This window comes from Microbulbifer aestuariivivens (assembly GCF_039545115.1).
In the GTDB taxonomy this organism is placed as follows: Bacteria; Pseudomonadota; Gammaproteobacteria; order Pseudomonadales; family Cellvibrionaceae; genus Microbulbifer; species Microbulbifer aestuariivivens.
In genome coordinates, this window is record NZ_BAABRT010000004.1 from 12,182 (window position 1) to 36,599 (window position 24,418).

Consider the following 24,418-nt stretch of genomic DNA (forward strand, 5'->3'; position numbering starts at 1 on the left):
TCCGCATTTATGCCGCCATGTTTAGTGGCCTTTCAGGGGTCCGCCTACCGGATTGCCCTCATCGGACTCCCCTGCCTTTTCATCGGCTTTTACTTCAGTACTTTCCTGGCCACCATTGCCACCGGCGCCAACGCCAGGGTCCTGCCAGTCGCGGGGGGGGCGCACTTTGCGGCGCGCCATCAGGTCATCCACCTGCTCTGCGTCCAGGGTCTCGTATTCCATCAGTGCGTCTTTCATCGCCTCGAGAATATCGCGATTCTCTTCCAGCAGCTTATGTGCTCGATCGTAGCAGTCGTCGATGATCCGGCGCACTTCGGTGTCGATCTCATTGGAGGTCTTGCCGGAAACCGGGTTGCCGGCGCCGGGTTGACCACTTTCATCCTCGCCATAGTGCAGCGGCCCCAACTTCTCCGACAGGCCCCACTTGGTCACCATATTGCGCGCCAGCTCGGTGGCCCGCTCAATATCGTTGGAGGCGCCAGTGGTTACGCCATCGATACCCAGGGTCATTTCCTCTGCGATACGCCCGCCAAACAGCGAGCACAGCTGAGACTCGATAGCCCGCTTGGAAATACTGTACTTGTCTTCCTCCGGCAGGAACTGGGTAACACCCAGGGCGCGGCCGCGAGGAATAATGGTGACCTTGTGCACCGGATCGTGCTCCGGCACCAGGCGCCCGATGATGGCGTGTCCCGCCTCGTGATAGGCGGTGTTCACCTTTTCCTTCTCGTTCATCACCATGGACTTGCGCTCGGCGCCCATCATGATCTTGTCGCGGGCGCGTTCGAACTCCTCCATACCCACCGTGCGGCGATTGGCGCGTGCTGCGAACAGGGCGGCCTCGTTCACCAAGTTGGCCAGGTCGGCGCCAGAGAACCCCGGTGTGCCGCGGGCGATGGTCTGCGCGGAGACCTTGTCATCCAGTGGCACTTTGCGCATATGGACCTTGAGGATCTGCTCGCGGCCGCGGATATCCGGCAGGCCGACAAACACCTGACGGTCGAAACGGCCCGGGCGCAACAGGGCGTGATCCAGTACATCGGGGCGGTTGGTGGCGGCGATGACGATAACGCCCTCACTGCCCTCAAAGCCGTCCATCTCCACCAGCAACTGGTTCAGAGTCTGCTCGCGCTCGTCGTGACCACCGCCCACGCCGGCGCCGCGATGACGGCCAACAGCGTCGATTTCATCAATAAAGATAATACAAGGCGCCTGCTTCTTGGCCTGTTCGAACATGTCGCGCACACGGGAAGCGCCCACACCCACGAACATCTCCACGAAGTCGGAGCCGGAAATGGAGAAGAATGGCACCTTGGCCTCGCCGGCAATGGCCTTGGCCAACAGGGTCTTACCGGTTCCGGGAGGGCCCGCCATCAGCACACCGCGGGGAATATTGCCGCCCAGGCGCTGGAACTTGGTCGGATCGCGCAGGAACTCCACCAGCTCCTGCACATCTTCCTTGGCCTCATCCACGCCGGCGACATCCGCAAAGGTGGTCTTGATCTGATCTTCACCCAGCAGGCGCGCCTTGCTCTTGCCAAATGCCATGGGCCCGGAACGGCCACCGGCGCCCCCCTGCATCTGGCGCATAAAGAACATAAACACCGCAATGATGATCAGGATCGGGAAGCTGGCCACCAGCAACTGCTGCCACAGGCTCGCCTTTTCCGGCTCGCGTCCGACAAACTGCACGTTACTGCGCACCAGCTCGTTGGTGAGCTCGTCGTCGATAATTTGCGGCTGGATGGTTTTGAAACGGCTGCCATCGGACTTTTCCCCGGTGATGGTGAGCCCATCCACGACAACATTCTTGACCTGGCCTGACTGCACGTCCTGCACAAACTGGGAATAACTGAGGGCCTCATCCCGGGTCTGCGGTTTGAAGTTCTGAAAGACCATCAACAGAACCGCCGCGATTACCAACCACAGGACCAGATTCTTCGCCATATCGTTCAAAGGGATCACCCTCTTGCCTTACTTATCCTGCCGCCCAATCCGGGATTTAGCCGGAAGAGCGGTTTGCCCGGGGCATTCCCCGGAACCCGGCCATAGCGGCCATTTATATTCGACTCCAGCGCGGCGGGGCAGTTCCCGCCACCGGCACCTGCCAACCCGACCAGTATAGGTGGAGAAAGCCGCTAGTGCGGCCGCCTGGATGCCCGCAGCTTATACCATGCCCAGCCACCCGGTCACCTGTGACCGGCGAGGCGGCACCAGGACGCAGATCGGCAGGGGGATTCTCTCCTCGACAGGGGCGGGGCAGGCTTCAACTTTCGCCGCCAAGCTTTGCTTTAACTGTGCTCTAAACAGTGCCTTCAGCCGCCCTTGAAGCCGCGCGCCACCACATAGACTTCTCGCGAGCGGGGCCTGGAGGCACCCGGCTTTCGCGTCACCACACTATTGTACGTGGCTCGCAGGTCGCGGATCAGCTCATCGAAGCCCTCGCCCTGAAACACCTTGGCCACGAAGGCACCACCGGGCTTCAGTACCTGGCGCGCCATATCCACGGCCAGTTCGACCAGGTACATGGAGGCGGGCTGGTCGACATCGCGCACTCCACTCATATTGGGGGCCATATCGGAAATCACAAGGTCCGCCCGCTCCTCACCGAGTTTCTCCAGCAGCTCATTGAGCACCGCCTCCTCGGTGAAATCCCCCTGCACGAAGTCGACCCCCGCCAGCGGGTCCATGGGCAAAATATCGGAGGCCAGCACATAACCCTTATGACCGACAAGTTCCGCCGCGACCTGTGACCAACCACCGGGAGCGGCGCCAAGGTCGACAACCGTCATGCCGGGTTTAAACAGACGATCCTTATCCTGCAGCTCCTGCAGCTTATAGCTGGCACGGGAGCGGTAGCCGTCTTTCTGAGACTGCTTGACGTAAGGATCGTTGAAATGCTCGCGCAGCCAGCGATGGCTGCTTTTGGATCGGCCCATCAGTTACAATGCGTCCTAATAACACAACAGCTTTCGCGTGAGCGGCCCGCAGCGGCGACTGACCACCATGACTTACGGTTATCGGTCGCCGCTGCGGGCCGCTCACGCTATGAACATCCACAAAGTGGAAACGGAGTATTGTATGCCTTTAACCGCAGACCGCAAAAAAGCACTGCGCACACTCGGTCACAACCTGAAACCTGTAGTGACCGTAGCCGGCAAGGGACTCAGCGAAGGGGTACTGGAAGAGCTGAACCGCGCCCTCGATGATCACGAACTGATCAAGGTGAAACTAATGGTGGCCGACCGGGAGCTGCGCCACCAGATTATCGGAGAGTTGTGTGAGAAAAGCGGCGCCGAGCTGGTTCAGGAGATCGGCAAGATCGCACTGATTTACCGGCCAGCGGCAAAACCCAACGCCCGCCTGTCCAACCTCCTGCGTTAAGCGCCCGCTCAGCCGCCGGCCTGCTGCCCCTGCGCCTCCTCGCGCACACAGCGGGCTTCGTTGAGCCGCTGCACAGGCCCCTGCGGCAGTAGCCTCAGCCAGCAGCCACCGGCGCCTTCCAACAACTGGAAGCGCAGGGGCGCCTCCAGGCTGCGCCCCGCCAAAGGGCGCTGCTGCAGGTTGCGGGGCTCCGCCCGTTCCACCACCAGGATACTACTGTTCGTAAGCGCCTCCCGCGACAGCGTCACCGGCACACCACCGAGGAGTCGGTTAACCACTTGCACCAGCTCGGCATGGGCCTCTTGCGTAGGGTCCAGTAAACGCGCCGGCTCCAGATCAGATGGCGGTAGAGCCCCGGCACTACAGGCTGTGGACAGAAGCAGGGCTAGGGATAGAAAGAAGCCAACAACACACCTCAACATAGAGTGCATCAGCGCTCTCCACGGACATCCAGGATACGATTCTGGCGCCAGCTGGGCTTGAGAACGCGGGCATCCCTATCGCGCCCAGCGGCCCTCAGGGCGCCGCCATCCGCCCGCAGGCTGCTCACACCCACCAGGTCACCCTCACAACTGCCGGTTTCAATAAAGTTCAGCGCTGCAGACAACCTCCATTCGGCAGGGTCACCGAGATCCCGGCCGAAGTCATCCGCCACCTGGCAGCCGGCAACACCCGCGGGCCCCTCGCCTCCGGGTGTAAAGCCCGCCGGATAATCGCCAAAGCCCTTGTCGTTCGCCCCCTGAAACTGGATGGAAAAGTACGTAGTCGCGCAATTGTCGGTGGGATAAAAACCGTAGGGCTTGCCACAAGTGGTGCCGCCCACCTGTATCACTTCCACATCCACACCACGCAAGCCGTTGATAATCGATTCACTGGCGGAGCAGGTCGTGGCGCCGGTCAGTACAAATACCCGCTGCAGGTCGAGACTCGGCAGTGGCAGCCCGACGGGCAGGCTACTGAAGCCCAGTGTGGTATCGAAAAATGGCACCGGCACCAGCGGCTCCCCCGTCACAGGGTTGGTCTCGGGGTATTTGTCATTGAATTGCAGCCGCTCGAAATCCCGCCCTATGGTGGGAACCTGACCGGCGATCATATAGGCCAACTGGCTGGCGATGGCGAGCAGGCCGCCGCCATTGTAGCGAAGGTCGAGTACCAGCTCGTCGATTCCCTCTGCGGCAAGGGATTCGATGGCCTGCTTCAGCTCGCTCTCGGCGGTGGCAATGTGGTCTGTAAACAGCAGGTATCCGACCTTGCGCGCCATGGCTGCATCGATGATCCCCACGTGCTGCACAGGATCCGTGGCCACCGCGCTGGCAGTTAACGTGATGGTTGAACGCTGCCCGCCGGCAGACTCGAACGTAAAGGCGTGCGCTTCCCCCGCTACAGATGGGAAGAAGGCCGCGTTGAGCGCATCGACACTGGCGGCATCATTTGCCCACACCACATCGATGCCATCTACCGACACCACCCGGGTACCGCGTGGCGGCAGCCCCTCGGCGGATGCCTGATCCCAGTAGGCCACCACCACCTCTCTGGGCGGCACCCCATCAATAACGGCCCATTGCAGCCCGTAACCCAAAGCGACACCCGATTGCGTCATAGACTGCCAGTCGGCACTGGGCAGCGAAAAATGGAAATTATCCTTACGCGCTCCAGTCTCTGTCAGCTGGCTGGTCACCAGCAGGTCGAAATATTCCAACACGCCGTAATCCGCAGGATCGCGATCCTCCACCTCGTCGTACCAGAGGTAGAGTTCGTTGGTCCAAGAACGCAGCCAGTTTTTTTCGTCCAGCGCACTGCCCTGTACATCGGCGTAGGCGCGGCCGCTGGCCGGGTTGATACCGCGGCGGGGGGACTCACAGCGAGCGGCATAGGTTTCTGAAGGTAGGAACACCCCAGGCTGCCAGCCGCTTTCAGCATCGAGTCCCGGCTGGTTCGATGAAGAAGATGAACTGCCCCCGCCACCACCTCCTCCGCCACAGCCGATGAGTAAGATACTGAGCGTAAGCCAGCAGGCACGGGGAGAGAGCGAGAGGGGAATCCTCATTGGCAGGACCTACTTTTTATTGGATGAAGGTTACAGGCCGGACGGCTATTGGCTGCCGCCGGGATATACCGGCGGCGCTGATAAAAGAGCAAGCGGCAGAGCTGCTCAGCCGATCAGGCAACGGCCTCCCGCGCTGAAGGGGAAGCATGGCTGCTGCGCAATTTACCCAGCACGCTCTGCAGGCTCTCCTTGGCATCGCCAAACAGCATGCGGGCATTTTCCTTGTAGAACAGCGGGTTGGCCACACCGGCATAACCGGAAGCCATGGAGCGCTTCAGCACCACTACTTTGCCCGCCTTCCACACTTCCAGCACCGGCATACCCGCAATGGGGGAGCCGGGCTTTTCAACCGCGTCCGGGTTGACGGTGTCATTGGCGCCGATCACCAGTACCAGATCGGTGTCGGGGAAATCGCCGTTGATCTCCTCCATCTCCAGCACAATGTCGTAAGGCACGTTGGCTTCTGCCAGCAGTACGTTCATGTGGCCGGGCAGGCGTCCGGCCACCGGGTGGATACCAAAGCGCACCGTTTTGCCCATTTTGCGCAGCCGATCGGTGAGGTCACTCACCGCCTGCTGGGCATGGGCAACCGCCATGCCGAAGCCGGGCACAATAATGACGCTGCCAGCCTGCTCCAGGTCCGCCGCCAGCTCGTCGGCACTGGTGGCCAGCGCTTCACCTTCGATCTCGCCCTCGGCCACTTCACCACCTTCGGAGCCAAAGCCGCCGAGGATGACACTGACAAATGAACGGTTCATACCGCGGCACATGATGTAACTGAGGATGGCACCGGACGAACCCACCAGCGCACCGACCACGATCAGCAGGTCGTTACTGAGCATAAAGCCGGTGGCGGCTGCGGCCCAGCCGGAATAGCTGTTGAGCATGGAGATGACCACCGGCATGTCGGCGCCACCAATGGCGGCAATCAGGTGGATACCCAGCAACAGCGCGATAGCGGTCATCACCAGCAGGTTAATCACTGTGCTTGTGCTCAGGTCTGCGGGAATAAACAGTCCACCGAGTACGACACAGGCGATCAGGCCCGCCAGGTTCAGCCAGTGGCGAGCCGGCAACATCAGGGGCTTGCCGGAAATCAGCCCCTGCAGCTTACCAAAGGCAACTACAGAGCCGGTCAGCGTGATGGCGCCGATAAAAATGCCCAGGTAAATCTCGGTGTTGTGCACGATATGTGCAGCCCCGGTCAAAGACAGACGCGGGTCCAGGAAACCACCCCAGCCGATCAAAACCGCCGCCATACCCACAAAGCTGTGCAGTAGCGCCACCAGCTGCGGCATCTGCGTCATTTCCACGCGGCGAGCGAGGAATATGCCTATCGCCGCACCGACGGCCATGGCGGTGCCGACCATCCAGTAGGCGCCGGCGCTGATACCGGCGATGGTCGCCACAATGGCGACTGCCATACCGCCCATGCCGTAAACATTACCGCGCCGGGCAGTCTCGTGACTGGAAAGGCCTCCCAGACTGAGAATCAGCATCACAGCGGAGAACAGGTAAGCCATTGCTATCATTCCATTCATCTCTCTTCTCCTGTTACCTGTGAAACATTTTCAACATGCGGTAAGTAACGAAAAACCCACCAAAAATATTGATACTGGCAACCAGCACGGCGACGAATGCCAACAAGGTGACCAGCCCGGAGCCCGTGGCTCCCACCTGCAACAAGGCACCGACGATGACGATGCCGGAGATCGCATTGGTGACACTCATCAGCGGTGTATGCAAAGCGTGGCTGACGTTCCAGATCACCTGCCAACCGATAAAGATGGCCAGTACAAATACGGTGAAGTGGGCAACAAAATCCGCAGGCGCCACTCGCCCTAGCCAGAGCATCAGGCCGCCGGCAATCAGCCAGAAAAGCGCAATGGAAAACGCCGAGCTTTTCTTCGGTGCGGCCTCTTCCTTGACTGCGGGCTGCGTTTCCTGCTTCGCTGCCGGCTTGGGCTGCGCAGTAATTTTCGGCGCGGGAGGGGGCCAGGTGATTTCGCCAGCGCGGACCACTGTGGCCCCGCGAATGGCCTCGTCATCGAAGTTGATATTGATAACACCGTCTTTTTCCGGTGTCAGATCCGTCAGCAAGTGCGTCAGGTTAGTGGCGTAAAGGCTGGAAGACTGGGTCGCCGCCCGGCTGGGCAGGTTGGTATAGCCGATAATGGTTACGCCACTTTCCGAAACCTTTTTGTCGGCCTGGGTATAGTCGCAGTTGCCACCCATTTCGGCTGCCAGGTCCACTACCACGGAGCCTTCTTTCATGCTGTCGACCATATCCGCCAGCCACAGCTTGGGAGCCGGCCTGCCGGGAATCAGCGCAGTGGTGATCACAATGTCCACCTCTTTGGCCTGCTGACGGAACAGGGCCATTTCCGCGTCGATAAACTCCTTGGACATCTCCTTGGCGTAACCGCCGCTGCCGGAACCCTCTTCCTCGATTTCAACCGTCAGGAATTCCGCGCCCATGGATTCCACCTGCTCCCGAACCTCGGCACGGGTATCAAAGGCGCGCACGATCGCGCCCATGCTCTTGGCGGTACCAATAGCGGAAAGGCCGGCTACACCGGCGCCGATCACCAGCACCTTGGCCGGCGGAATTTTACCGGCGGCGGTGATCTGCCCGGTGAAGAAGCGCCCGAAGTTATGTGCGGCCTCAATCACTGCGCGATAACCGGCAATGTTGGCCATGGAACTCAGTGCGTCCATTTTCTGGGCGCGGGAAATGCGCGGGATGGACTCGACGGCCAACGCATTGATATTGCGCGCTGCGAGCTTTTTCAGCAGTTCTTCGTTTTGCGCGGGTTTCAGGAAGGCGATCAGGGTCGCCCCATCGGGAATCAAAGCCAGCTCTTCATCAGAGGGGGACTGCACTTTCAGCACCAGCCCTGCATTCTTCAGGCATTGCGCCGCGTCTTTGCAAATTTCTGCGCCAGCCTCGACATAGGCATCATCGGGAAAGCTCGCCGCCTCACCCGCGCCCCGCTCAACCGCAACGGAAAAACCAAGATCACGCAGACGGCGGACGCTGTCTGGCGTAGCTGCCACCCGGTGCTCTCCCGGGGCAGTCTCTTTTGGAATGGCTATAATCACCGCGACACTCCCTCTCTGCTTGCTGTTGTTCTGTGAATCGTTCTTTCTAATTGCGCTACTGGCCACCAAGATCGCCTGCGCGGCATACAACTGTCAGGCACAGACGAAAGCTCCCGCATCCTGTGGGCGGAATCGAGTCTATCCCCAGCTCTTATTAATTAAAAGTAAATTACCGCATAGCTTGTATAAATAAATAGAATGAGGAATTGCGCGCCATACGGGCAAATTACCCACACAATTACCGGCTTAATACTCCCCTTGCTTCTGCATACCCCACAGACTCTTTCCGCCAAAAAATACGATTTCTTCACACCTTGGTCATGAGAAAACCTCACCAGCACGGTAGTCAGTTATGGCACCAGACAGCTTTACAGCAATATTGCGCGGGTTTAATTTTTTCAGAACCGTTACACTGACTTTTTATCTGGGGAGATCCTATTGTCCTCCATTATCTCCGTCTCGAAATTAACCAAAAACTATGCCGACGGCTTTACGGCTTTGAGTAATGTCGACCTCGATATTCAACAGGGGGAAATCTTCGCTTTGCTCGGGCCCAACGGGGCCGGGAAAACCACCCTGATCAGCATCATCTGTGGCATCGTCAACCCGAGCTCTGGTAGCGTTCTCGCTGATGGTCACAACGTGGTACGCGATTACCGTACAGCCAGATCGAAGATCGGTCTCGTACCGCAGGAGTTGTGCACAGACTCCTTCGAGAGTGTACTGGCCACGGTGAAATTCAGCCGCGGGCTGTTCGGCAAGCCACCCAATCCGGACTATATCGAGCGTATCCTGCGTCAGCTTTCCCTGTGGGAAAAAAGACACAACCGCATCATGACACTGTCCGGCGGTATGAAACGGCGCTTAATGATTGCCAAGGCGCTGTCGCACGAACCCAAAATCCTGTTTCTTGACGAACCGACAGCCGGCGTCGATGTGGAGCTGCGCCAGGATATGTGGGCGATGGTGCGCGAACTGCGCGAATCCGGTGTCACCGTGATCCTCACCACACATTACATCGAAGAAGCGGAAGAAATGGCGGACCGTGTCGGCGTCATTAACCGCGGAAAGATCGTTCTGGTGGAAGACAAGGACACGCTGATCAAACGCATGGGCAGCAAAGAGCTGCTGTTACAGCTCGTCGAGCCTCTTGCACGCCTTCCGCAAAGTCTTACCGGGCTGCCACTGGAGCTGGATGCCAGCGGTCAGCAATTGCTGTTCCGCTTCGACATCCAGCAGGGTGAGACCGGCATCGCCGATCTGTTACGCAAGCTGGACCGCGCCGGAATTGAATTTCGGGATATCCAAACCCGGGAGAGCTCACTGGAGGATATCTTTGTGGGGCTGGTGCGCGACGCAAGAGAACAACACAGAGAATCGGGCCAGAGTAAAAAGAACACAGGAGAAAAATCTTGAACTGGTACGCCATCCGCGCGATTTACAAATTCGAGATGATGCGCACCTGGCGCACGCTGATGCAGAGCATTGCCTCGCCGGTACTCTCGACCTCGCTTTACTTTATCGTCTTCGGCGCCGCCATCGGCTCCAGAATGGGCGATATCGGCGGTGTATCCTATGGGGCTTTCATCATTCCCGGCCTGATTATGCTGTCGCTGCTCAGCGAGAGCATTTCCAACGCCGCTTTCGGCATATTTTTCCCGAAGTTTTCCGGAACAATTTATGAAGTGCTCTCCGCACCGGTATCGGCCTTTGAGATTGTCGCAGGTTATGTCGGCGCCGCCGCGACCAAATCGATCCTGCTGGGCTTGCTGATACTGCTTACCGCGCGATTTTTTGTCGACTACCAGATACAGCACCCGTTCTGGATGATCGGCTTCCTGGTACTGACCGCGCTCACCTTCAGCATGTTCGGTTTTATTATCGGAATCTGGGCGGACGACTTTCAAAAATTACAGGTGATCCCCCTGATGGTGATCACCCCACTTACCTTTCTCGGTGGCGCCTTCTACTCCATCAACATGCTGCCGGAATTCTGGCAGAAAGTGACGCTGTTCAATCCCGTGGTTTACCTGATCAGCGGCTTTCGCTGGTCCTTCTACGGCATTGCCGATGTCAATGTCGGCGTCAGTCTGGGGATGATTTTCCTGTTCCTGCTGTTATGTATGAGCGCAATCTGGTGGATATTCCGTACCGGCTACCGCATCAAGAGCTAACACCCGGGCACGCGGTGGCGGGCAGAGTCTGATACATCATCCCTGCGCACAACTTTTATCTTGTCTTGTTGGTTTTGTATCTGGCTCAGCGGCTGCGGGTTCCGGCGGCATGATCCAAAGGTTGCGAAACCCCGGGCAGGGCCGGGTTGCGCAGGGACCTCAGGCGGTCGGTGCGATTGGTCACTATGCCATCCACCCCCAGCTGCAGGTAATACTGCATGTCCGCAGTCGCATCCACGGTCCAGACCGACACGTGCAGCCCGATGCGGTGCGCAGCCCGAATCAGGCGCGGGGAAAAGACCGGAATACCGAAATACCGGCTGGGCAGCTGCATGGTCTGGTAAGCCGGCCGCAACCAGCGCTCCAGCCCAAACAATTGCGCGACAAAAAACAGCATCGCCTCCGGCAGGGTGGCCCCTGTGGCCACATCGGGGCAAAGACGGCGGAACTCACGCATTACCCCCAGATGAAACGAAGACACGATCAGGGTCGATCGCTTGCCGGCCCGCTCGACACTTTGTGCCAACACGGCTGCCGCCTTTAGGTCACGATCCTTGAGTTCCAGAATCATCGGCGTTTCTGGAAACGCATCGAACACTTCATCGATGGTGGCAATGGGGAGCGGTGCCTCCCGATAGGGGCAAGTCTCGCCATCGCGGCTCCAGCGGTAGGCCATATTGAGCTGGCGCAGCTCGGCCAGTGTTTTGCCGCGGATCAAACCGCTGCCGTCACTGACACGCTCCAGGCGCGCATCGTGATTCAGTACCAGGTGGCCATCGGCGGTCAGGTTGAGATCGATTTCCAGTGCGTCCGCGCCGGCTGCCACCATTTCATGCAGGTAGAGCCGTGTATTACCGGGAAACAGACCCTGGCCACGCTCATCGCCGTGGGCGATCACCAGTGGTGATGGCGGCAATCGCAGTGCGGACGGCGGCGCCGGCCGAGCGAAGCCTAGGCGCCAGATGATCGAGGCAACCACGACAAGGCAGAAGAGCAGTAGCCAGATCACGTCTTTCGCCCCGGCGCCGACGTTTCTGCCTTTGCGGCGCCAGCCTTGTCACACGCGAGGTGGCCCGACAGTGAAACCACCTCTACACAGACAGAGCTCACCCTCACTGCTCCGCGCTTTTCGCAGTGCTTGTCGGCAGCGGGGCGCGCCGGGATGCCCACTTTGCCTCCAGCCACAGCGGCAGGAAGATGACGATATCGTACAAACGCACCAGCAGGACACCGACTCGAGAGACCAGCGCCCCCAGTACCCGCAGCGCCAGAGCGAACAATCTCAGCACAAATACGCCGCAAACACCGGCCACCGCACGCAGTGAAGCGAGAAAGCTCTGCAGCGGGATCGCAGTAAATGTCAGCGCCATAGGCAACAGCAGGGCCAGCCCAGCACGAATAGCCGCCGCCCAGCCACTGGCGACAGCGGCCGTTTCGCTGCCGCCAGCGTCAACCCCCGACAGCCCGCCGACGCCTGACGCCAATACAGCACCCAACAGCCCCAGCAGGCCCAACAGCGCCAACAGTATCCACAACAGGCGGGTACGCACACCATCCGCAAGCGCCCCCACGGCTGGAAACAGGTGGGTAATCCGCTGGCTCTCGAGCATCAACAGGCCCACGGCAACCTGCAGTGCCACCAGTACCACTGCCGCCACAGGTGCCAGGGGAAAGTCAGCCGATCCACTGCCAAGCACCACCTGCAACGACGGGCCTATAAGGGAAACATTCAACAGGGCAGCGGCCACTGCGACACCGAGCATCAGTGACGACAACAGGAACTGCGCCATGGCCGAGATCGTCAGCCTGTGGCTCTCCCCCTCGCCCTCTTGCAGTAACGCCTCGTAGCGCTGCATATGGGTATCCAGCACCTGCGAACGCTGTATCACGGATTCCACATTGCGGTTTACCTGCCCGAGGGCACTGAGGATCCTGCGCCAGCCGGGCATCATGCGTTTTAGCAGCAAGTGGCGCTCCCGCGTCGACTCGCGATAGGCCTCCAGCGCCTTGGACTCCGCCTTGCGCATGGAGCTGTGGATAATTTCCAGCACATCCCCCACTACCGGGTCTTCCTTGGCCGGAATATCGGCAACGGCCTTGATGGCCTTTGACCAGTTGGTGGGCTCAGGGGGCAGCTCGGCACTGCGGATATAGTCCTCATCGACAGCGCTGAGCTGTTCCGTCAGGCGCCGGTGCAGGGCCGAATAGCGTGACAGCTCGCGCTTTACCGTGGCTTCGACGCGGGTGAACTGCCGGTCAATCTGCCACTCGAGGGCCTCCCGTTCACGAGCGAGCAGCACTTCGCTATTGCGGCGCTGCAGACGTTTTTCAGCGGAAGTCACTGCGCTGGCGGCCAGGCGCAATAGCTGATGGATCAAGCGGGCGAGTGCCGCAACGCTGTTGTGAACCGGGCCTCGCGCAGCAAAGAGTGCCAGCAGAGCCAATAGAAACCACAGCCAAAGGGGCAGGCTATCGAAGAGTCCTTGCACCGACTCGCCTCCTGAATGAGTGGGACGACTCAATCCTACCAGCAGTCGCGGTGACATGCGCCCCCTGCCGGCTTCATGCGCTGGTACCCCCACAGGCCGACAGCCTGCCTATTGGCACAGGCCGCAGCTCCCCCACTATTGCGGGCGATACAACAATCGGGATCGGTTTTAGCTGTGTATGCGCAGATCAAGCTGGCTGACGGCCTCAATAACCCTGCCGCAATAGCGCTGCATAGCCCTGTAATGGTTGGCGGTTGCCAGGACACGGGCACAAAAAAGGGCGGCCCATAGGCCGCCCTTTCTGCTTGTTTCTTCTACTTGCGGGTTTGCACGCTTTTACATTTTGCTGACCCGTTTACCCACTTCTACACATACCCGCCTATCCGCAGGCCTGGGCGTAATTACAGGTACTCGACGGTATCGATTTCGTATTCCACAGAGCCGGAGGGCGTCTGCACCACCACCACATCGCCCACTTCCTTGCCGATCAGGGCGCGGGCAATGGGGGAGTTCACGGAGATCTTCTTCTGCTTCACGTCGGACTCGTCATCACCGACGATCTTGTAGGTGACTTCCTCGTCCGTTTCCATATTGATAATGGTCACGGTGGTACCGAAGATCACCTTGTCGCTGGGCTCGATGGTCTTTACGTCAATGACCTGGGCGAGAGACAGCTTGCCTTCGATTTCCTGAATGCGCCCCTCGATAAAGCCCTGTTTTTCACGGGCGGCGTGATATTCGGCGTTCTCTTTCAGGTCTCCGTGCTCACGGGCCTCGGCGATAGCCTGCACCACGGCAGGACGCTGAACTTTCTTGAGGTTTTCCAGCTCGGCGCGCAGTGCTTCGGCGCCTTCAACGGTCATTGGTACCCGGTTCAATGTGGGCCTCCGTTTTTTATAACGACAAAACCAGGCTGCCCGAAAAACGGGAGCCTGGTTGGGATTATTGTATCCAGATGTTCCTGAGCATGGTGCCGATTGCCGTTAAGGGCAACCGGCAACCGGCTTTACTCGGGCAGCTTGACCACGCGCTGGTGCAGTTCCTGCAAACGACGCACCTTGAGCGGCTCACCCTGCTGCATGGCCAGAGCCATGGCCTTGGCCGCCGCCAGTGTGGTGGTGTAGCAGACCTGGTGGTTTTCCGCGCTGCGGCGGATATCGGCCGAATCGCGAATGGCCTGACGCCCTTCGGTAGTATTAACCACCAGCGCAATCTCGTCGTTCTTGATCATATCGACGATATGCGGGCGGCCCTCGCTCATCTTGTTGACGGTTGTAACGGCAATGCCGTTGTCTTGCAATACCTGCGCGGTGCCACGCGTGGCCACCAGTTCAAAGCCAAGGCTGGACAGATCACGGGCTACCGTCACCACCTGGGGCTTATCGAACTCGCGGACGGAGATAAACACCTTGCCGGACTCCGGCAGCGTATCGCCAGCCGCCAGCAGGCCCTTGTCAAATGCCTCGGCAAAAGTGGCGCCAACACCCATGACTTCGCCGGTGGACTTCATCTCCGGACCGAGGATCGGGTCCACTTTCGGGAACTTGTTGAACGGGAAGACCGACTCCTTCACGGAGAAGTAATCCGGCACTATCTCCTTGGTGAAGCCCTGCTCCGCCAGGGTAACTCCCGCCTGACAGCGCGCCGCGATCTTGGCCAGGGATGTGCCAATGCACTTGGACACAAACGGCACGGTGCGGGAGGCACGCGGGTTCACTTCGATCACATAGATCTCGCCGTCCTGGTAGGCAAGCTGGGTATTCATCAGGCCCACCACGCCCAGTTCACGCGCCATGGCTTTAACCTGCTCGCGCATCTTGTCCTGCACGTCCGCCGGCAGGCTGTAGGGCGGCAGGGAACAGGCGGAGTCACCGGAGTGCACGCCGGCCTGTTCGATATGCTGCATGATGGCGCCGATCACAACATCCTTGCCATCGGATACCGCGTCGATATCCACCTCGATGGCGGCGTTGAGGAAGTTATCCAACAGTACCGGCGCCTCGTCGGAAACCTGCACCGCCTCTTTCATGTAATTCAGCAGTTCGTCTTCCTTGTAGACGATCTCCATGGCGCGACCACCGAGCACGTAGGAGGGACGCACCACCAGCGGGTAGCCCACGTCGTTGGCCGCCTGCACGGCTTCGGTGACAGAGCGCACGATGGCATTCTTGGGCTGTTTGAGGCCCAGGCGCATGATCATCTGCTGGAAGCGCTCGCGGTCTTCCGCGCGGTCGATCTGCTCAGGGGTGGTGCCGATGATGGGCACGCCCTCCGCCGCAAGGTAGCGGGCCAGGTTCAGCGGGGTCTGACCGCCGAACTGGACGATTACGCCAGCGGGCTTTTCCTTGCGCACGATTTCCAGCACATCTTCCAGGGTTACCGGCTCGAAGTAGAGGCGGTCGGAAGTGTCGTAGTCGGTGGAAACCGTTTCCGGGTTACAGTTGACCATGATGGTCTCGTAGCCATCATCGCGCATGGCGAGTGCGGCATGCACACAGCAGTAATCGAACTCGATTCCCTGGCCAATGCGGTTGGGGCCGCCACCGAGGACCATGATCTTCTTTTTGTCGGAGGGATCGGCCTCGCACTCCTCATCGTAAGTGGAGTACATGTAGGCGGTGCTGGTGGAAAATTCCGCCGCACAGGTATCCACCCGCTTGAAGGAGGGGAATACGCCCAGCTTGTGGCGGAATTCGCGCACGGTTTTCTGGCTCACACCCAGCAGGTCCGCCAGGCGCTTGTCGGAGAAGCCCTTGCGCTTCAAAAAGCGCATTTGTTCCGCGGTGAGCGCGGAGGTGGGCAGGGACTTGAGCGGCTCTTCGATCCTGATCAGCTCCTCGATCTGCACCAGGAACCAGGGATCGATCTTCGACAGTTCGAAGACCTCTGCCACGCTGAGACCCATGCGGAAGGCATCGCCCACGTACCAGATGCGCTCGGCGCCCGGCACCGACAGCTCGCGACGCAGACGCTCCTTGGCACCCTCTTCCTCGGGGTCGATCTTGCTTTCGAGGCCGAAACTGCCCACTTCCAGGCCGCGCAGGGCCTTTTGCATGGACTCCTGGAAAGTGCGGCCGATGGCCATCACCTCGCCCACAGATTTCATCTGCGTGGTCAGGCGGGCATCCGCCTCGCCGAATTTCTCGAAGGTGAAGCGGGGAATTTTGGTGACCACATAATCGATGGAGGGCTCGAAAGAGGCCGGGGTAGCACCGCCGGTGATCTCGTTCTGCAGCTCGTCGAGGGTGTAACCCACCGCCAGCTTGGCGGCCACCTTGGCGATCGGGAAGCCGGTGGCCTTGGAGGCCAGCGCCGAAGAGCGGGATACCCGCGGGTTCATCTCGATCACCACCATGCGGCCGGTGTCGGGGCAGACGCCGAACTGCACGTTGGAGCCACCGGTTTCCACGCCGATCTCGCGCAACACCGCAATGGAGGCGTTACGCATCAACTGGTATTCCTTGTCGGTCAGGGTCTGCGCCGGGGCTACGGTAATGGAGTCGCCGGTATGCACTCCCATCGGATCGAAGTTTTCGATGGAGCAGACGATGATGCAGTTGTCGTTCTTATCGCGCACCACCTCCATCTCGTACTCTTTCCAGCCGAGCAGGGATTCGTCGATCAACAGCTCGTTGGTGGGTGACAGGTCGAGGCCGCGCTTGCAGATTTCCTCGAACTCCGGCCAGTTGTAGGCCACGCCACCGCCGGAGCCGCCCATGGTGAAAGACGGGCGGATAATCACCGGGAAGCCAAACTCTTCCGGTACCTTTTTCGCCTCTTCCATGGAGTGCACAATTCTGGCGCGCGGCGTTTCCAGGCCGATGGCCTTCATCGCCTTGTCGAACAGGTCGCGGTCCTCGGCCTTTTCGATCGCCTCTTTGTCGGCGCCGATCAGCTCAACGCCAAACTCTTTCAATACGCCATGCTTGTCCAGCGCCAGCGCACAGTTCAGCGCGGTCTGCCCCCCCATGGTGGGCAGAATGGCGTCCGGGCGCTCCTGCTCGATGATCTTGGCAACGGTCTTCCACTCTACCGGCTCGATGTAGGTGGCATCGGCCATCGACGGGTCGGTCATAATGGTGGCCGGGTTGGAGTTCACCAGAATGACCCGGTACCCCTCCTCGCGCAGCGCCTTACAGGCCTGGGCTCCGGAGTAGTCGAATTCACACGCCTGACCAATCACGATGGGGCCGGCGCCGATAATCAGAATGCTTTTGATGTCTGTGCGTTTTGGCATCTTTCTTCCGCTTCACGCCGGCGGCGAGCCGGTCGTTTTAAAGTTGTCTCTCGGGCGTTTTACCGTGCTGGCGCCTAGCGGCGCGCGGCCATCAGGTCGACAAAGTAGTCGAACAGTGGCGCCATGTCGTGCGGTCCCGGGCTCGCTTCCGGATGCCCCTGGAAGCTGAACGCCGGCTTGTCCTTGAGGCGAATACCCTGGTTGGTCTTGTCGAACAGGGAGACATGGGTCACCTCCACGCTGTCCGGCAGGGAGTCCTCGTCGATGGCAAAGCCGTGGTTCTGGGCGGTGATCATCACCCGTCCACTCTGCAGGCACTGCACCGGATGGTTGCCACCGTGGTGACCGAACTTCATCTTCGCGGTGCGGGCGCCAACAGCCAGGCCCAGCAACTGATGGCCCAGGCAGATGCCATAAGTGGGGATCTCGGCGGCGAGAATCTCGCGGATGGCGGCGATGGCGTAGTCACAGGGCTCGGGGTCGCCGGGGCCGTTGGACAGGAAGACGCCGTCCGGATTCATGGCCAACACCTCGGAGGCCGGTGTCTCGGCCGGCACCACGGTGATCTCGCAGCCGCGGTCCACCAGCATGCGCAGGATGTTGCGCTTAACGCCGAAATCGTAGGCCACGACTTTGTAGGGCTGCTCGGCGGGCGCCGGCTTGTGACCCAGCCCCAGCTCCCAGGTGCCCTCATTGAAGGCGTAGGGCTTCTTGGTGGAGACCACCTTGGCCAGGTCCATGCCCTTGAGGCCGGCAAACTCGCGCGCCTTGGCCAGCGCCGCGTCGCGGTCGATGTTGTCACCGGCGACGATACAGCCGCTCTGGGCGCCACCGTCGCGCAGCAGGCGCGTCAGGCGGCGGGTATCGATGTCCGCGATCCCGACAATATTGCGCGCCTTGAGGTAGTCCTCCAGCGATTGCTCGCTGCGGAAACTGCTGGCCACCAGCGGCAGGTCGCGAATCACCAGGCCTGCGGCCCAGATTTCATCGCACTCCTCGTCTTCGCTGTTGGTGCCGGTATTGCCGATGTGCGGATAGGTCAGCGTGACGATCTGGCGCGCATAGGATGGGTCGGTCAGGATTTCCTGATAGCCGGTCATCGAGGTGTTGAACACCACCTCCCCGGTCGAGCTGCCGTGAGCGCCGATCGCGCGCCCGTGAAACTCACTGCCGTCGGCGAGGACCAGCAGGGCCGGTGTCGTACTCTCCATCAGTGGGCGGGGCATCAGGGACTCCGGCGTGGTGACAGTTTTACTCAACGTGATCTCCAATCTTCAGAACTGCTTCCGGGCGGGATGGCTAGGGGCAACAGCGAATGGCTGCCGGGCAGCACTGCCCGGATCGCCCCTATAAAAAAGCGAGATGAAACTGACGCTTCATCTCGCTTATTTGAAATTATTCACGCGCGGCTCTCACAGGTTGGCCGGCGCTTGTCACCGGCATTTAGGGGGCTGCGGCTGCGCGGTCAAACCTCGCTGCGGCATAAGCCCAAACCGGGCGCAGATTGTACGGTATGTAGCCGAAAGACGCCAGAGCAAAAAAGCAACGCCCCTGCACCCCACGCCAGTGTTGCCGACCCCGCTGGACAGCCGTCAGCTGTGGCCCGGCGCCCGCCGCAGCGCCGGCTGTTAAGCAGTGCCAGCCGGATAAGCCGGCTGTCATCGGGTGTGTGCATCGGGTGTGTGTGCTAGGGCATGTGCCGCGCCAGCCGGAACAGGCTGGTGCCGGTTTTCAGCTCCGCTCTTTCCAGCATGGTCTGATTCAGGCGCAGAGAGACCTGCGCGCCGCTGCCGGCAAATTCCACCATGCCGCCAACCGCGGCAAAGCGGGGGGAATCGCTGATGGTGAGCACCGGGAAATACTGCATCGCACCGATCATCTCCAACTGGTCGACCCGCGGTAGAGCCTGCATCAGCAGAACCTGACAATCCCGCGCGCGGCGCAACTCCCCCGGCTCCAGCGTCTCCACCAGAGGGCGGCGCCCGTCGATACTCTGATGCTTGAGGCGCGCCCACAGGGGCTCGCGCATTGAGCCCTCACCGATGATACAGAACCGAAACGGCCCCCCGGTGCCGGTAAAAGCCTCGATGGGCCACTGAACATGGTGCGCGAAGTGAATAATGTAATTGACCATGACCTGCCTGCCGGCTTCCGTCTCCGACAAGCGCGGCGCAGCACCGGCGCCGATGCTCGCAAAAATTGCCGCCAGGCTCAGGCAAAGGGCCAAGCCCCGCCGGGCCACACACTGAGATAGCACCCTGTCGTTTTTCATGTCTGTTGCGCCCACCCTGTCCGCTATCCGATTATCCGCCGCCTTACCGGCCTTCGCTCCCGCGATCTGCCCCTCGGCCATCCCTCTTCGGCCACCCCTCGACTTCCCCTTAAACCTCTGGCCCTTCAACCTCTGGCCCTTCAACCTCAGGCTTCCAACGCCCAACCCCCCGTTGTGAGGTTAGTCTGGGTGGCAGTGCTTCGCCAAAGAAGCGACCGGGCCGCCGGGCAGGCAGGGTGCGCAGAAGAGCCTTTGGCAGCTGCGGGACTGGAGAGCTGCGCGGTTTTGAAGCTTTGCGGTTGCGGGTTTTTTGGGTCCGGGGAGTGAGGAGTTGCGCTACAGGCGGGTACGGCAAAGGCGGGGGTCGACCGGGCTCGAGGACGGGTGCACCGGCGCGGCAAAACCGGTACACCCAGCCGACTCTTGAGGAAGGGGGGTCAATCCTCGTCGGGAGTCGCCGCGACTTCGCTGGACAGGGTAGTGCTGGGACTCACGATGGGCGGCCGCCATTTGAGCGCCTTCTCAATGGAAATAATCATGGCGCCCGCCACATCCTTACGGGTGGCGCTCTCGATGCCCTCAAGCCCCGGGGAGGAGTTGACCTCCAAAAGCAGCGGTCCTTTTTTCGAGCGGATGATATCCACGCCCGCCACCTTGAGCCCGAGCACCTTGGCCGCCTTCACCGCCAGGCGCTTTTCTTCAGAGGTCACCTTGACCACGGAAGCCGTGCCGCCCTGATGGATATTGGCGCGGAACTCACCGGGCGCAGCCTCGCGCTGAATCGATGCCACCACTTTGCCGTCGATCACGAACAGACGCAGGTCGCGCCCCTCGGCCTCGCGGATAAACTCCTGCACCAGCAGGTTGGCCTTCAGCGACTTGAACGCATTGATCACGGACTCACCCGCCTTGCGCGTCTCCGCCAGCACCACGCCGCGCCCTTGGGTGCCCTCCAGCAACTTCACAATCAGGGGGGCACCGCCCACCATTTCGATCAGTTCATTGGTGTCCACAGGCGAGTTGGCAAAACCCGAGGTGGGGATATTCAGGCCGTTCTGCTGCAGCAGCTGCAGGGAGAACAGCTTGTCCCGCGACTGGCTGATGGCCGCCGAGCCATTCAAGGCAAACACCCCCAGACTCTCAAAGTGGCGCGTCAGCGCGCAGCCATAAAACGTCTGGCTGGGGCGGATGCGGGGAATCACCGCGTCCAGGTTGTTGAGGATACGACCGTCGCGGTAGTGCACTTCCGGGTCGGAGGGATCGAGCTTCATATAGCACTGGCGGATATCCAGAAAGCTCATGCGGTGCCCGCGTTCCGCCCCCGCTTCCATGATGCGCTGATTGCTGTACAGGTCCGGGTTGGAGGCCAGCACGCCGATGCGCAGGCCGGTGCCGGCAATATGGTGCTCGTCGCGGTACAGCTCCTCCAGTTCGCTGGGGCGCACTTCGCCGAGGCAGAAGCTCTCGGACGGGTCCACCAGCATACGGCCGAGCATCGCCTCGCGTCCCAGCAGCATGCGGTAGCCCATGGTGTCGCGATTGGTCAGGGTCAGCTCGATGTCCCAGACACTGCCGCCGATGGACAGGGAGGTGCGAATCACCGGGCGCTTCTCCGAGTCGCCCGAGGAACTGCGCACCATACGCTTGTCCAGCAGCTTCGCCTCACAGCGCACCGAAGGCCGGCGCAGATGCTGCAGCGGGTGCGCCTCAAAGCTCACCCAGGATTCGCCATCCCGTTTAAACGTCTGAATGTTGTAGGCGTGCAGACTGGAGGTCTTGGCTCCAGAGTCCACGCGGGCCTTGATGGCGGGAATGCCGAGCGCGGGGAAGCTGCACCACTCCTCACTGCCGACGATCAATTTCTTTTCCAAACCCATTGGCTCCTTGAACTGGGCAACACTGCGCGAGACGCAACTGTGCAAACCCCAACGAATAAGTTACAGGCCGAGGACATCGCGCATGTCGTAATGGCCGGGGGCAGGTTGCTGGCCGTGTCCGCCCGCCTCGCCCACCAGCCACAGGGCAGCGCGCACCGCGCCGCGGGCAAACGAGAGGCGGCTGCTGGCGCGGTGGCTGATCTCGACCCGCTCGCCGTCGGCGAGGAACATCACTGTGTGATCCCCCACCACATCGCCACCGCGCACGGTGGCAAAACCGATAGTGTCGCGCTCGCGGGCGCCGGTCTGCCCCTCGCGACCATACACGGCCACTTGCGACAGGTCGCGCCCCAGGGTATCGGCGATCACCTCCCCCATACTGAGCGCCGTGCCCGAGGGCGCGTCCACTTTATGGCGGTGATGGGCTTCGACAATTTCAATATCGGCATCCTCACCCATAACGCGCGCGGCCATCTGCAGAAGCTGGAAGCAGAGATTTACGCCGGTGGAAAAGTTGCTGGCGAGGCACAGCGGAATGCGCTCCGCCGCCTGCAGCAGCCGCTCCTTTTCCTCGACGGTGAAACCGGTGGTGCCGATCACGATTGGCTTGCCCTGCTCGGCGCAGAAAGCCGCATTGGCGAGGGTCGCGGCCGGGGTGGAAAAATCGATCAACACGTCGAATTCAGCCTCCTCCAGCGCACCGACGATTGGCAGCCCCAGTTTGCCGAGACCGGCCATCTCGCCGGCATCGGCACCCACCAGACTGGACCCAGGCCGCACTATCGCCGCCGACAGTTCCGCAGCAGCAGATTGCGCCAGCGCCTCCGCCAGCGCCCGCCCCATTCGGCCACCGAAACCGGTGACTGCAACCTTGACCGCCATGCATTCTCTCCTGATTGCACAAAGCGTCGGATTCTACCGCGCAGTGGCGGCGCCTGTCGCTGCGGGAGCCAGTAAAAAGATACCAGAGCCACTCGCGCCGACCATTTATTGATCAACGCAATGGCGCACAAAAGCTCGGCTCGATGCAGGATTAGCGAGGACTGCGACAAGAAAAGACTAGGATTGATGAGAGCAACGGAGAATTTATGATGAAGCGGCAACCAATCCCCTCTATAGCCAGCTCCGCGAGCAGCACTTACCGCTGGCTCTTCCTCGGCACACTTTTAATCTTGCTCTCCGGGTGCGCCCGCGACGAAGGGCTGGGCGAGGACTTCTGGGAAAAGTATGACGACATTACCGACTGGGTGACCCTGAAACTGGATCTGTCTCCTGAGCAGGAGGAAAAAGTCCTGCCGATCCTGCAGCAGGATTTTCAGCGTAAAAAGAAGATGCTGAAAAGCTACGGATTCCGCAGCGGCAAAAGCCCACATCTCAACGAGCAGCTGGTGGAGGAAATCGATGCAAAGATGGTCGCCATCCGCGCGGAAACACGCGCAAAGCTGGTGCCGTTGCTGTCACCGCAACAGCTGAAATCCCTGAAGGAAATACAGAGTGAATATCACCAGGACTTTCGCGAACGGCTCGACCGGCTGATGCACGGGAAGTCTTGAGGAAAATCGGCCAGAAATAAAAAGGGCGGCCGTGTGGCCGCCCTCGGCTTTAGTGCGGCGGAACGCCGCCGCCAAGCGCTAGAGTTTCATCTCACCAAAAAAGTTTTTCACCCCTTCAAACCAGCCGGTTTGGCGCGGGGAATTTTTCTTCTCACTGAGGGTGCCGGCGAATTCCTGCAGCAGCTCTTTCTGCCTGCTGGTCAGGTTGACAGGGGTTTCCACCACCACGCGACACAACAGGTCACCGGGCGCGCCGCCGCGCACCGGCGTGACGCCCTTGCCGCGCAGGCGGAACAGCTTGCCGGTCTGGGACTCCGCGGGAATCTTCAGCTTCACCTTGCCCTCCAGGGTGGGCACCTCCAGCTCACCGCCCAACGCCGCGGTGGTAAAACTGATCGGCACCTCGCAGTAGAGGTTGCGGCCATCGCGCTGGAACAGGTCGTGCTCCTTCACCACCACCTGCACATACAGGTCGCCGGCAGGGCCGCCGTCGGGTCCCGCCTCGCCCTCGCCGGACAGGCGGATACGATCGCCGGTATCGACACCGGGCGGCACCTTCACCGACAGGGTCTTGGTCTGCTCGACGCGACCGGCACCGTGACAGCTGCCACAGGGGTCACTGATAATGCTGCCGCGACCGCGACAGTTGGGGCAGGCCTGCTGCACCGAGAAAAAACCCTGCTGCATACGCACCTGGCCGACACCGCCACAAGTGCCGCAGGTCTGCGGTTTGGTGCCGGGCTTGGCACCGGAGCCGTCACAGGTGTCACAGCTTACCAGGGTGGGAACACGGATCTGCACAGTGGTGCCGCGCACCGCATCCTCCAGATCCAGCTCCAGGTCATAGCGCAGGTCGGAACCGCGCGCGGGGCCACCGCGGCGACCGCCGCCACCACCGAAAATATCGCCAAACACGTCGCCGAAAATATCGGAGAAACCACCGAAACCACCGGCGCCACCGCCCATCTGCCCCTCGAGTCCTTCGTGGCCATACTGGTCATAGGCGGCTTTTTTCTGCGGGTCGGATAGAACCTCGTAGGCCTCGTTGGCCTCCTTGAACTTGGCCTCCGCCTCCTTGTCGTCGGGGTTGCGGTCCGGGTGATATTTCATGGCCACCCGGCGATAGGCTTTTTTCAGCTCTTTCTCATCCGCACCTTTGCTGACACCGAGAATTTCGTAGTAATCGCGCTTCGACATATCTCTATTTCTCTGGACCGGCCGATACGCCGGTCAGGCTGCTTTGCTCTCTCCAAACCCAAACACGCCGCTCTCCCGTCGGCGAA

At 60.6% G+C, this 24,418-nt stretch carries 19 protein-coding genes and 1 pseudogene; 4 read left to right on the forward strand and 16 right to left on the reverse strand.

Features of this window, described 5'->3' with window-relative positions; genetic code table 11:
* Positions 1 to 21: 21 nt before the first annotated feature.
* A complete protein-coding gene (ftsH, locus tag ABEA58_RS03340) occupies positions 22 to 1,947 on the reverse strand; it encodes an ATP-dependent zinc metalloprotease FtsH (protein WP_345549102.1) in 1,926 nt (641 codons plus the stop codon).
* A gap of 368 nt (positions 1,948 to 2,315) precedes the next feature.
* Positions 2,316 to 2,939 (reverse strand): 23S rRNA (uridine(2552)-2'-O)-methyltransferase RlmE, encoded by a 624-nt coding sequence (gene rlmE, locus ABEA58_RS03345; RefSeq protein ID WP_345548844.1) that lies wholly within the window; start codon positions 2,937 to 2,939, stop codon positions 2,316 to 2,318.
* A 142-nt stretch (positions 2,940 to 3,081) separates the two neighbouring features.
* Between rlmE and yhbY the strand changes: the two genes are divergently transcribed.
* Positions 3,082 to 3,384, forward strand: coding sequence for a ribosome assembly RNA-binding protein YhbY (gene yhbY, locus ABEA58_RS03350; protein WP_345548846.1), 303 nt, complete (start codon positions 3,082 to 3,084; stop codon positions 3,382 to 3,384).
* A gap of 8 nt (positions 3,385 to 3,392) precedes the next feature.
* On the opposite strand, the gene ABEA58_RS03355 is transcribed toward yhbY, so the two are convergent.
* The 4 genes from ABEA58_RS03355 to ABEA58_RS03370 all read right to left on the reverse strand — a co-directional run bounded on the left by ABEA58_RS03355 (position 3,393) and on the right by ABEA58_RS03370 (position 8,533).
* Complete coding sequence (locus ABEA58_RS03355) at positions 3,393 to 3,662, reverse strand: hypothetical protein (protein ID WP_345548848.1); 270 nt, start codon at positions 3,660 to 3,662, stop codon at positions 3,393 to 3,395.
* 152 nt (positions 3,663 to 3,814) lie between these two features.
* Complete coding sequence (locus ABEA58_RS03360; protein WP_345548850.1) at positions 3,815 to 5,278, reverse strand: S41 family peptidase; 1,464 nt, start codon at positions 5,276 to 5,278, stop codon at positions 3,815 to 3,817.
* Between the two features lie 266 nt (positions 5,279 to 5,544).
* Entirely contained in the window at positions 5,545 to 6,972 is a 1,428-nt protein-coding gene (pntB, locus tag ABEA58_RS03365; protein WP_345548852.1) for a Re/Si-specific NAD(P)(+) transhydrogenase subunit beta, read from the reverse strand.
* Positions 6,973 to 6,985: 13 nt separating this feature from the next.
* A complete protein-coding gene (locus ABEA58_RS03370) occupies positions 6,986 to 8,533 on the reverse strand; it encodes a Re/Si-specific NAD(P)(+) transhydrogenase subunit alpha (protein ID WP_425563510.1) in 1,548 nt (515 codons plus the stop codon).
* 438 nt (positions 8,534 to 8,971) lie between these two features.
* Here ABEA58_RS03370 and ABEA58_RS03375 point away from each other — a divergent pair, with 438 nt between their 5' ends.
* Together ABEA58_RS03375 and ABEA58_RS03380 are read left to right on the forward strand one after the other, a co-directional pair.
* Positions 8,972 to 9,949 (forward strand): ABC transporter ATP-binding protein, encoded by a 978-nt coding sequence (locus ABEA58_RS03375; protein WP_345548854.1) that lies wholly within the window; start codon positions 8,972 to 8,974, stop codon positions 9,947 to 9,949.
* Positions 9,946 to 10,707, forward strand: coding sequence for an ABC transporter permease (locus tag ABEA58_RS03380; protein WP_345548856.1), 762 nt, complete (start codon positions 9,946 to 9,948; stop codon positions 10,705 to 10,707). The genes ABEA58_RS03375 and ABEA58_RS03380 overlap by 4 nt, the downstream gene beginning before the upstream one ends.
* 85 nt (positions 10,708 to 10,792) lie before the next feature.
* Here ABEA58_RS03380 and ABEA58_RS03385 read toward each other — a convergent pair whose 3' ends face one another.
* From ABEA58_RS03385 to dapB, 9 genes and pseudogenes are all read right to left on the reverse strand, one after another.
* Positions 10,793 to 11,716, reverse strand: a complete 924-nt coding sequence (locus ABEA58_RS03385; protein ID WP_345548858.1) for a glycerophosphodiester phosphodiesterase family protein — start codon at positions 11,714 to 11,716, stop codon at positions 10,793 to 10,795.
* A gap of 103 nt (positions 11,717 to 11,819) precedes the next feature.
* Positions 11,820 to 13,196, reverse strand: coding sequence for a hypothetical protein (locus ABEA58_RS03390; protein WP_345548860.1), 1,377 nt, complete (start codon positions 13,194 to 13,196; stop codon positions 11,820 to 11,822).
* 401 nt (positions 13,197 to 13,597) lie between these two features.
* Positions 13,598 to 14,074: a transcription elongation factor GreA gene (greA, locus tag ABEA58_RS03395; RefSeq protein ID WP_345548862.1), complete on the reverse strand. Its 477-nt coding sequence runs from the start codon at positions 14,072 to 14,074 to the stop codon at positions 13,598 to 13,600.
* Positions 14,075 to 14,202: 128 nt separating this feature from the next.
* Positions 14,203 to 17,433, reverse strand: a complete 3,231-nt coding sequence (gene carB / locus ABEA58_RS03400; RefSeq protein WP_345548864.1) for a carbamoyl-phosphate synthase large subunit — start codon at positions 17,431 to 17,433, stop codon at positions 14,203 to 14,205.
* 74 nt (positions 17,434 to 17,507) lie between these two features.
* Positions 17,508 to 18,659, reverse strand: coding sequence for a glutamine-hydrolyzing carbamoyl-phosphate synthase small subunit (carA, locus tag ABEA58_RS03405; RefSeq protein ID WP_345549104.1), 1,152 nt, complete (start codon positions 18,657 to 18,659; stop codon positions 17,508 to 17,510).
* Between the two features lie 461 nt (positions 18,660 to 19,120).
* On the reverse strand, positions 19,121 to 19,597 hold the full coding sequence (locus tag ABEA58_RS03410) for a YfiR family protein (protein ID WP_345548866.1): 477 nt from the start codon (positions 19,595 to 19,597) through the stop codon (positions 19,121 to 19,123).
* Positions 19,598 to 20,142: 545 nt separating this feature from the next.
* Positions 20,143 to 21,090 carry a 30S ribosomal protein S6--L-glutamate ligase gene (rimK, locus tag ABEA58_RS03415; protein ID WP_345549106.1) on the reverse strand — a complete coding sequence of 316 codons (948 nt, stop codon included), beginning with the start codon at positions 21,088 to 21,090 and terminating at the stop codon, positions 20,143 to 20,145.
* 84 nt (positions 21,091 to 21,174) lie between these two features.
* A pseudogene (locus tag ABEA58_RS03420) lies at positions 21,175 to 21,582 on the reverse strand (ATP-dependent zinc protease family protein); the annotation flags it as partial.
* 60 nt (positions 21,583 to 21,642) lie between these two features.
* Positions 21,643 to 22,464, reverse strand: a complete 822-nt coding sequence (gene dapB, locus ABEA58_RS03425; protein ID WP_345548868.1) for a 4-hydroxy-tetrahydrodipicolinate reductase — start codon at positions 22,462 to 22,464, stop codon at positions 21,643 to 21,645.
* A gap of 206 nt (positions 22,465 to 22,670) precedes the next feature.
* Between dapB and ABEA58_RS03430 the strand changes: the two genes are divergently transcribed.
* Entirely contained in the window at positions 22,671 to 23,135 is a 465-nt protein-coding gene (locus ABEA58_RS03430; protein ID WP_345548870.1) for a hypothetical protein, read from the forward strand.
* A gap of 78 nt (positions 23,136 to 23,213) precedes the next feature.
* On the opposite strand, the gene dnaJ is transcribed toward ABEA58_RS03430, so the two are convergent.
* Positions 23,214 to 24,332 carry a molecular chaperone DnaJ gene (dnaJ, locus tag ABEA58_RS03435; protein ID WP_345548872.1) on the reverse strand — a complete coding sequence of 373 codons (1,119 nt, stop codon included), beginning with the start codon at positions 24,330 to 24,332 and terminating at the stop codon, positions 23,214 to 23,216.
* Positions 24,333 to 24,418 lie beyond the last annotated feature (86 nt).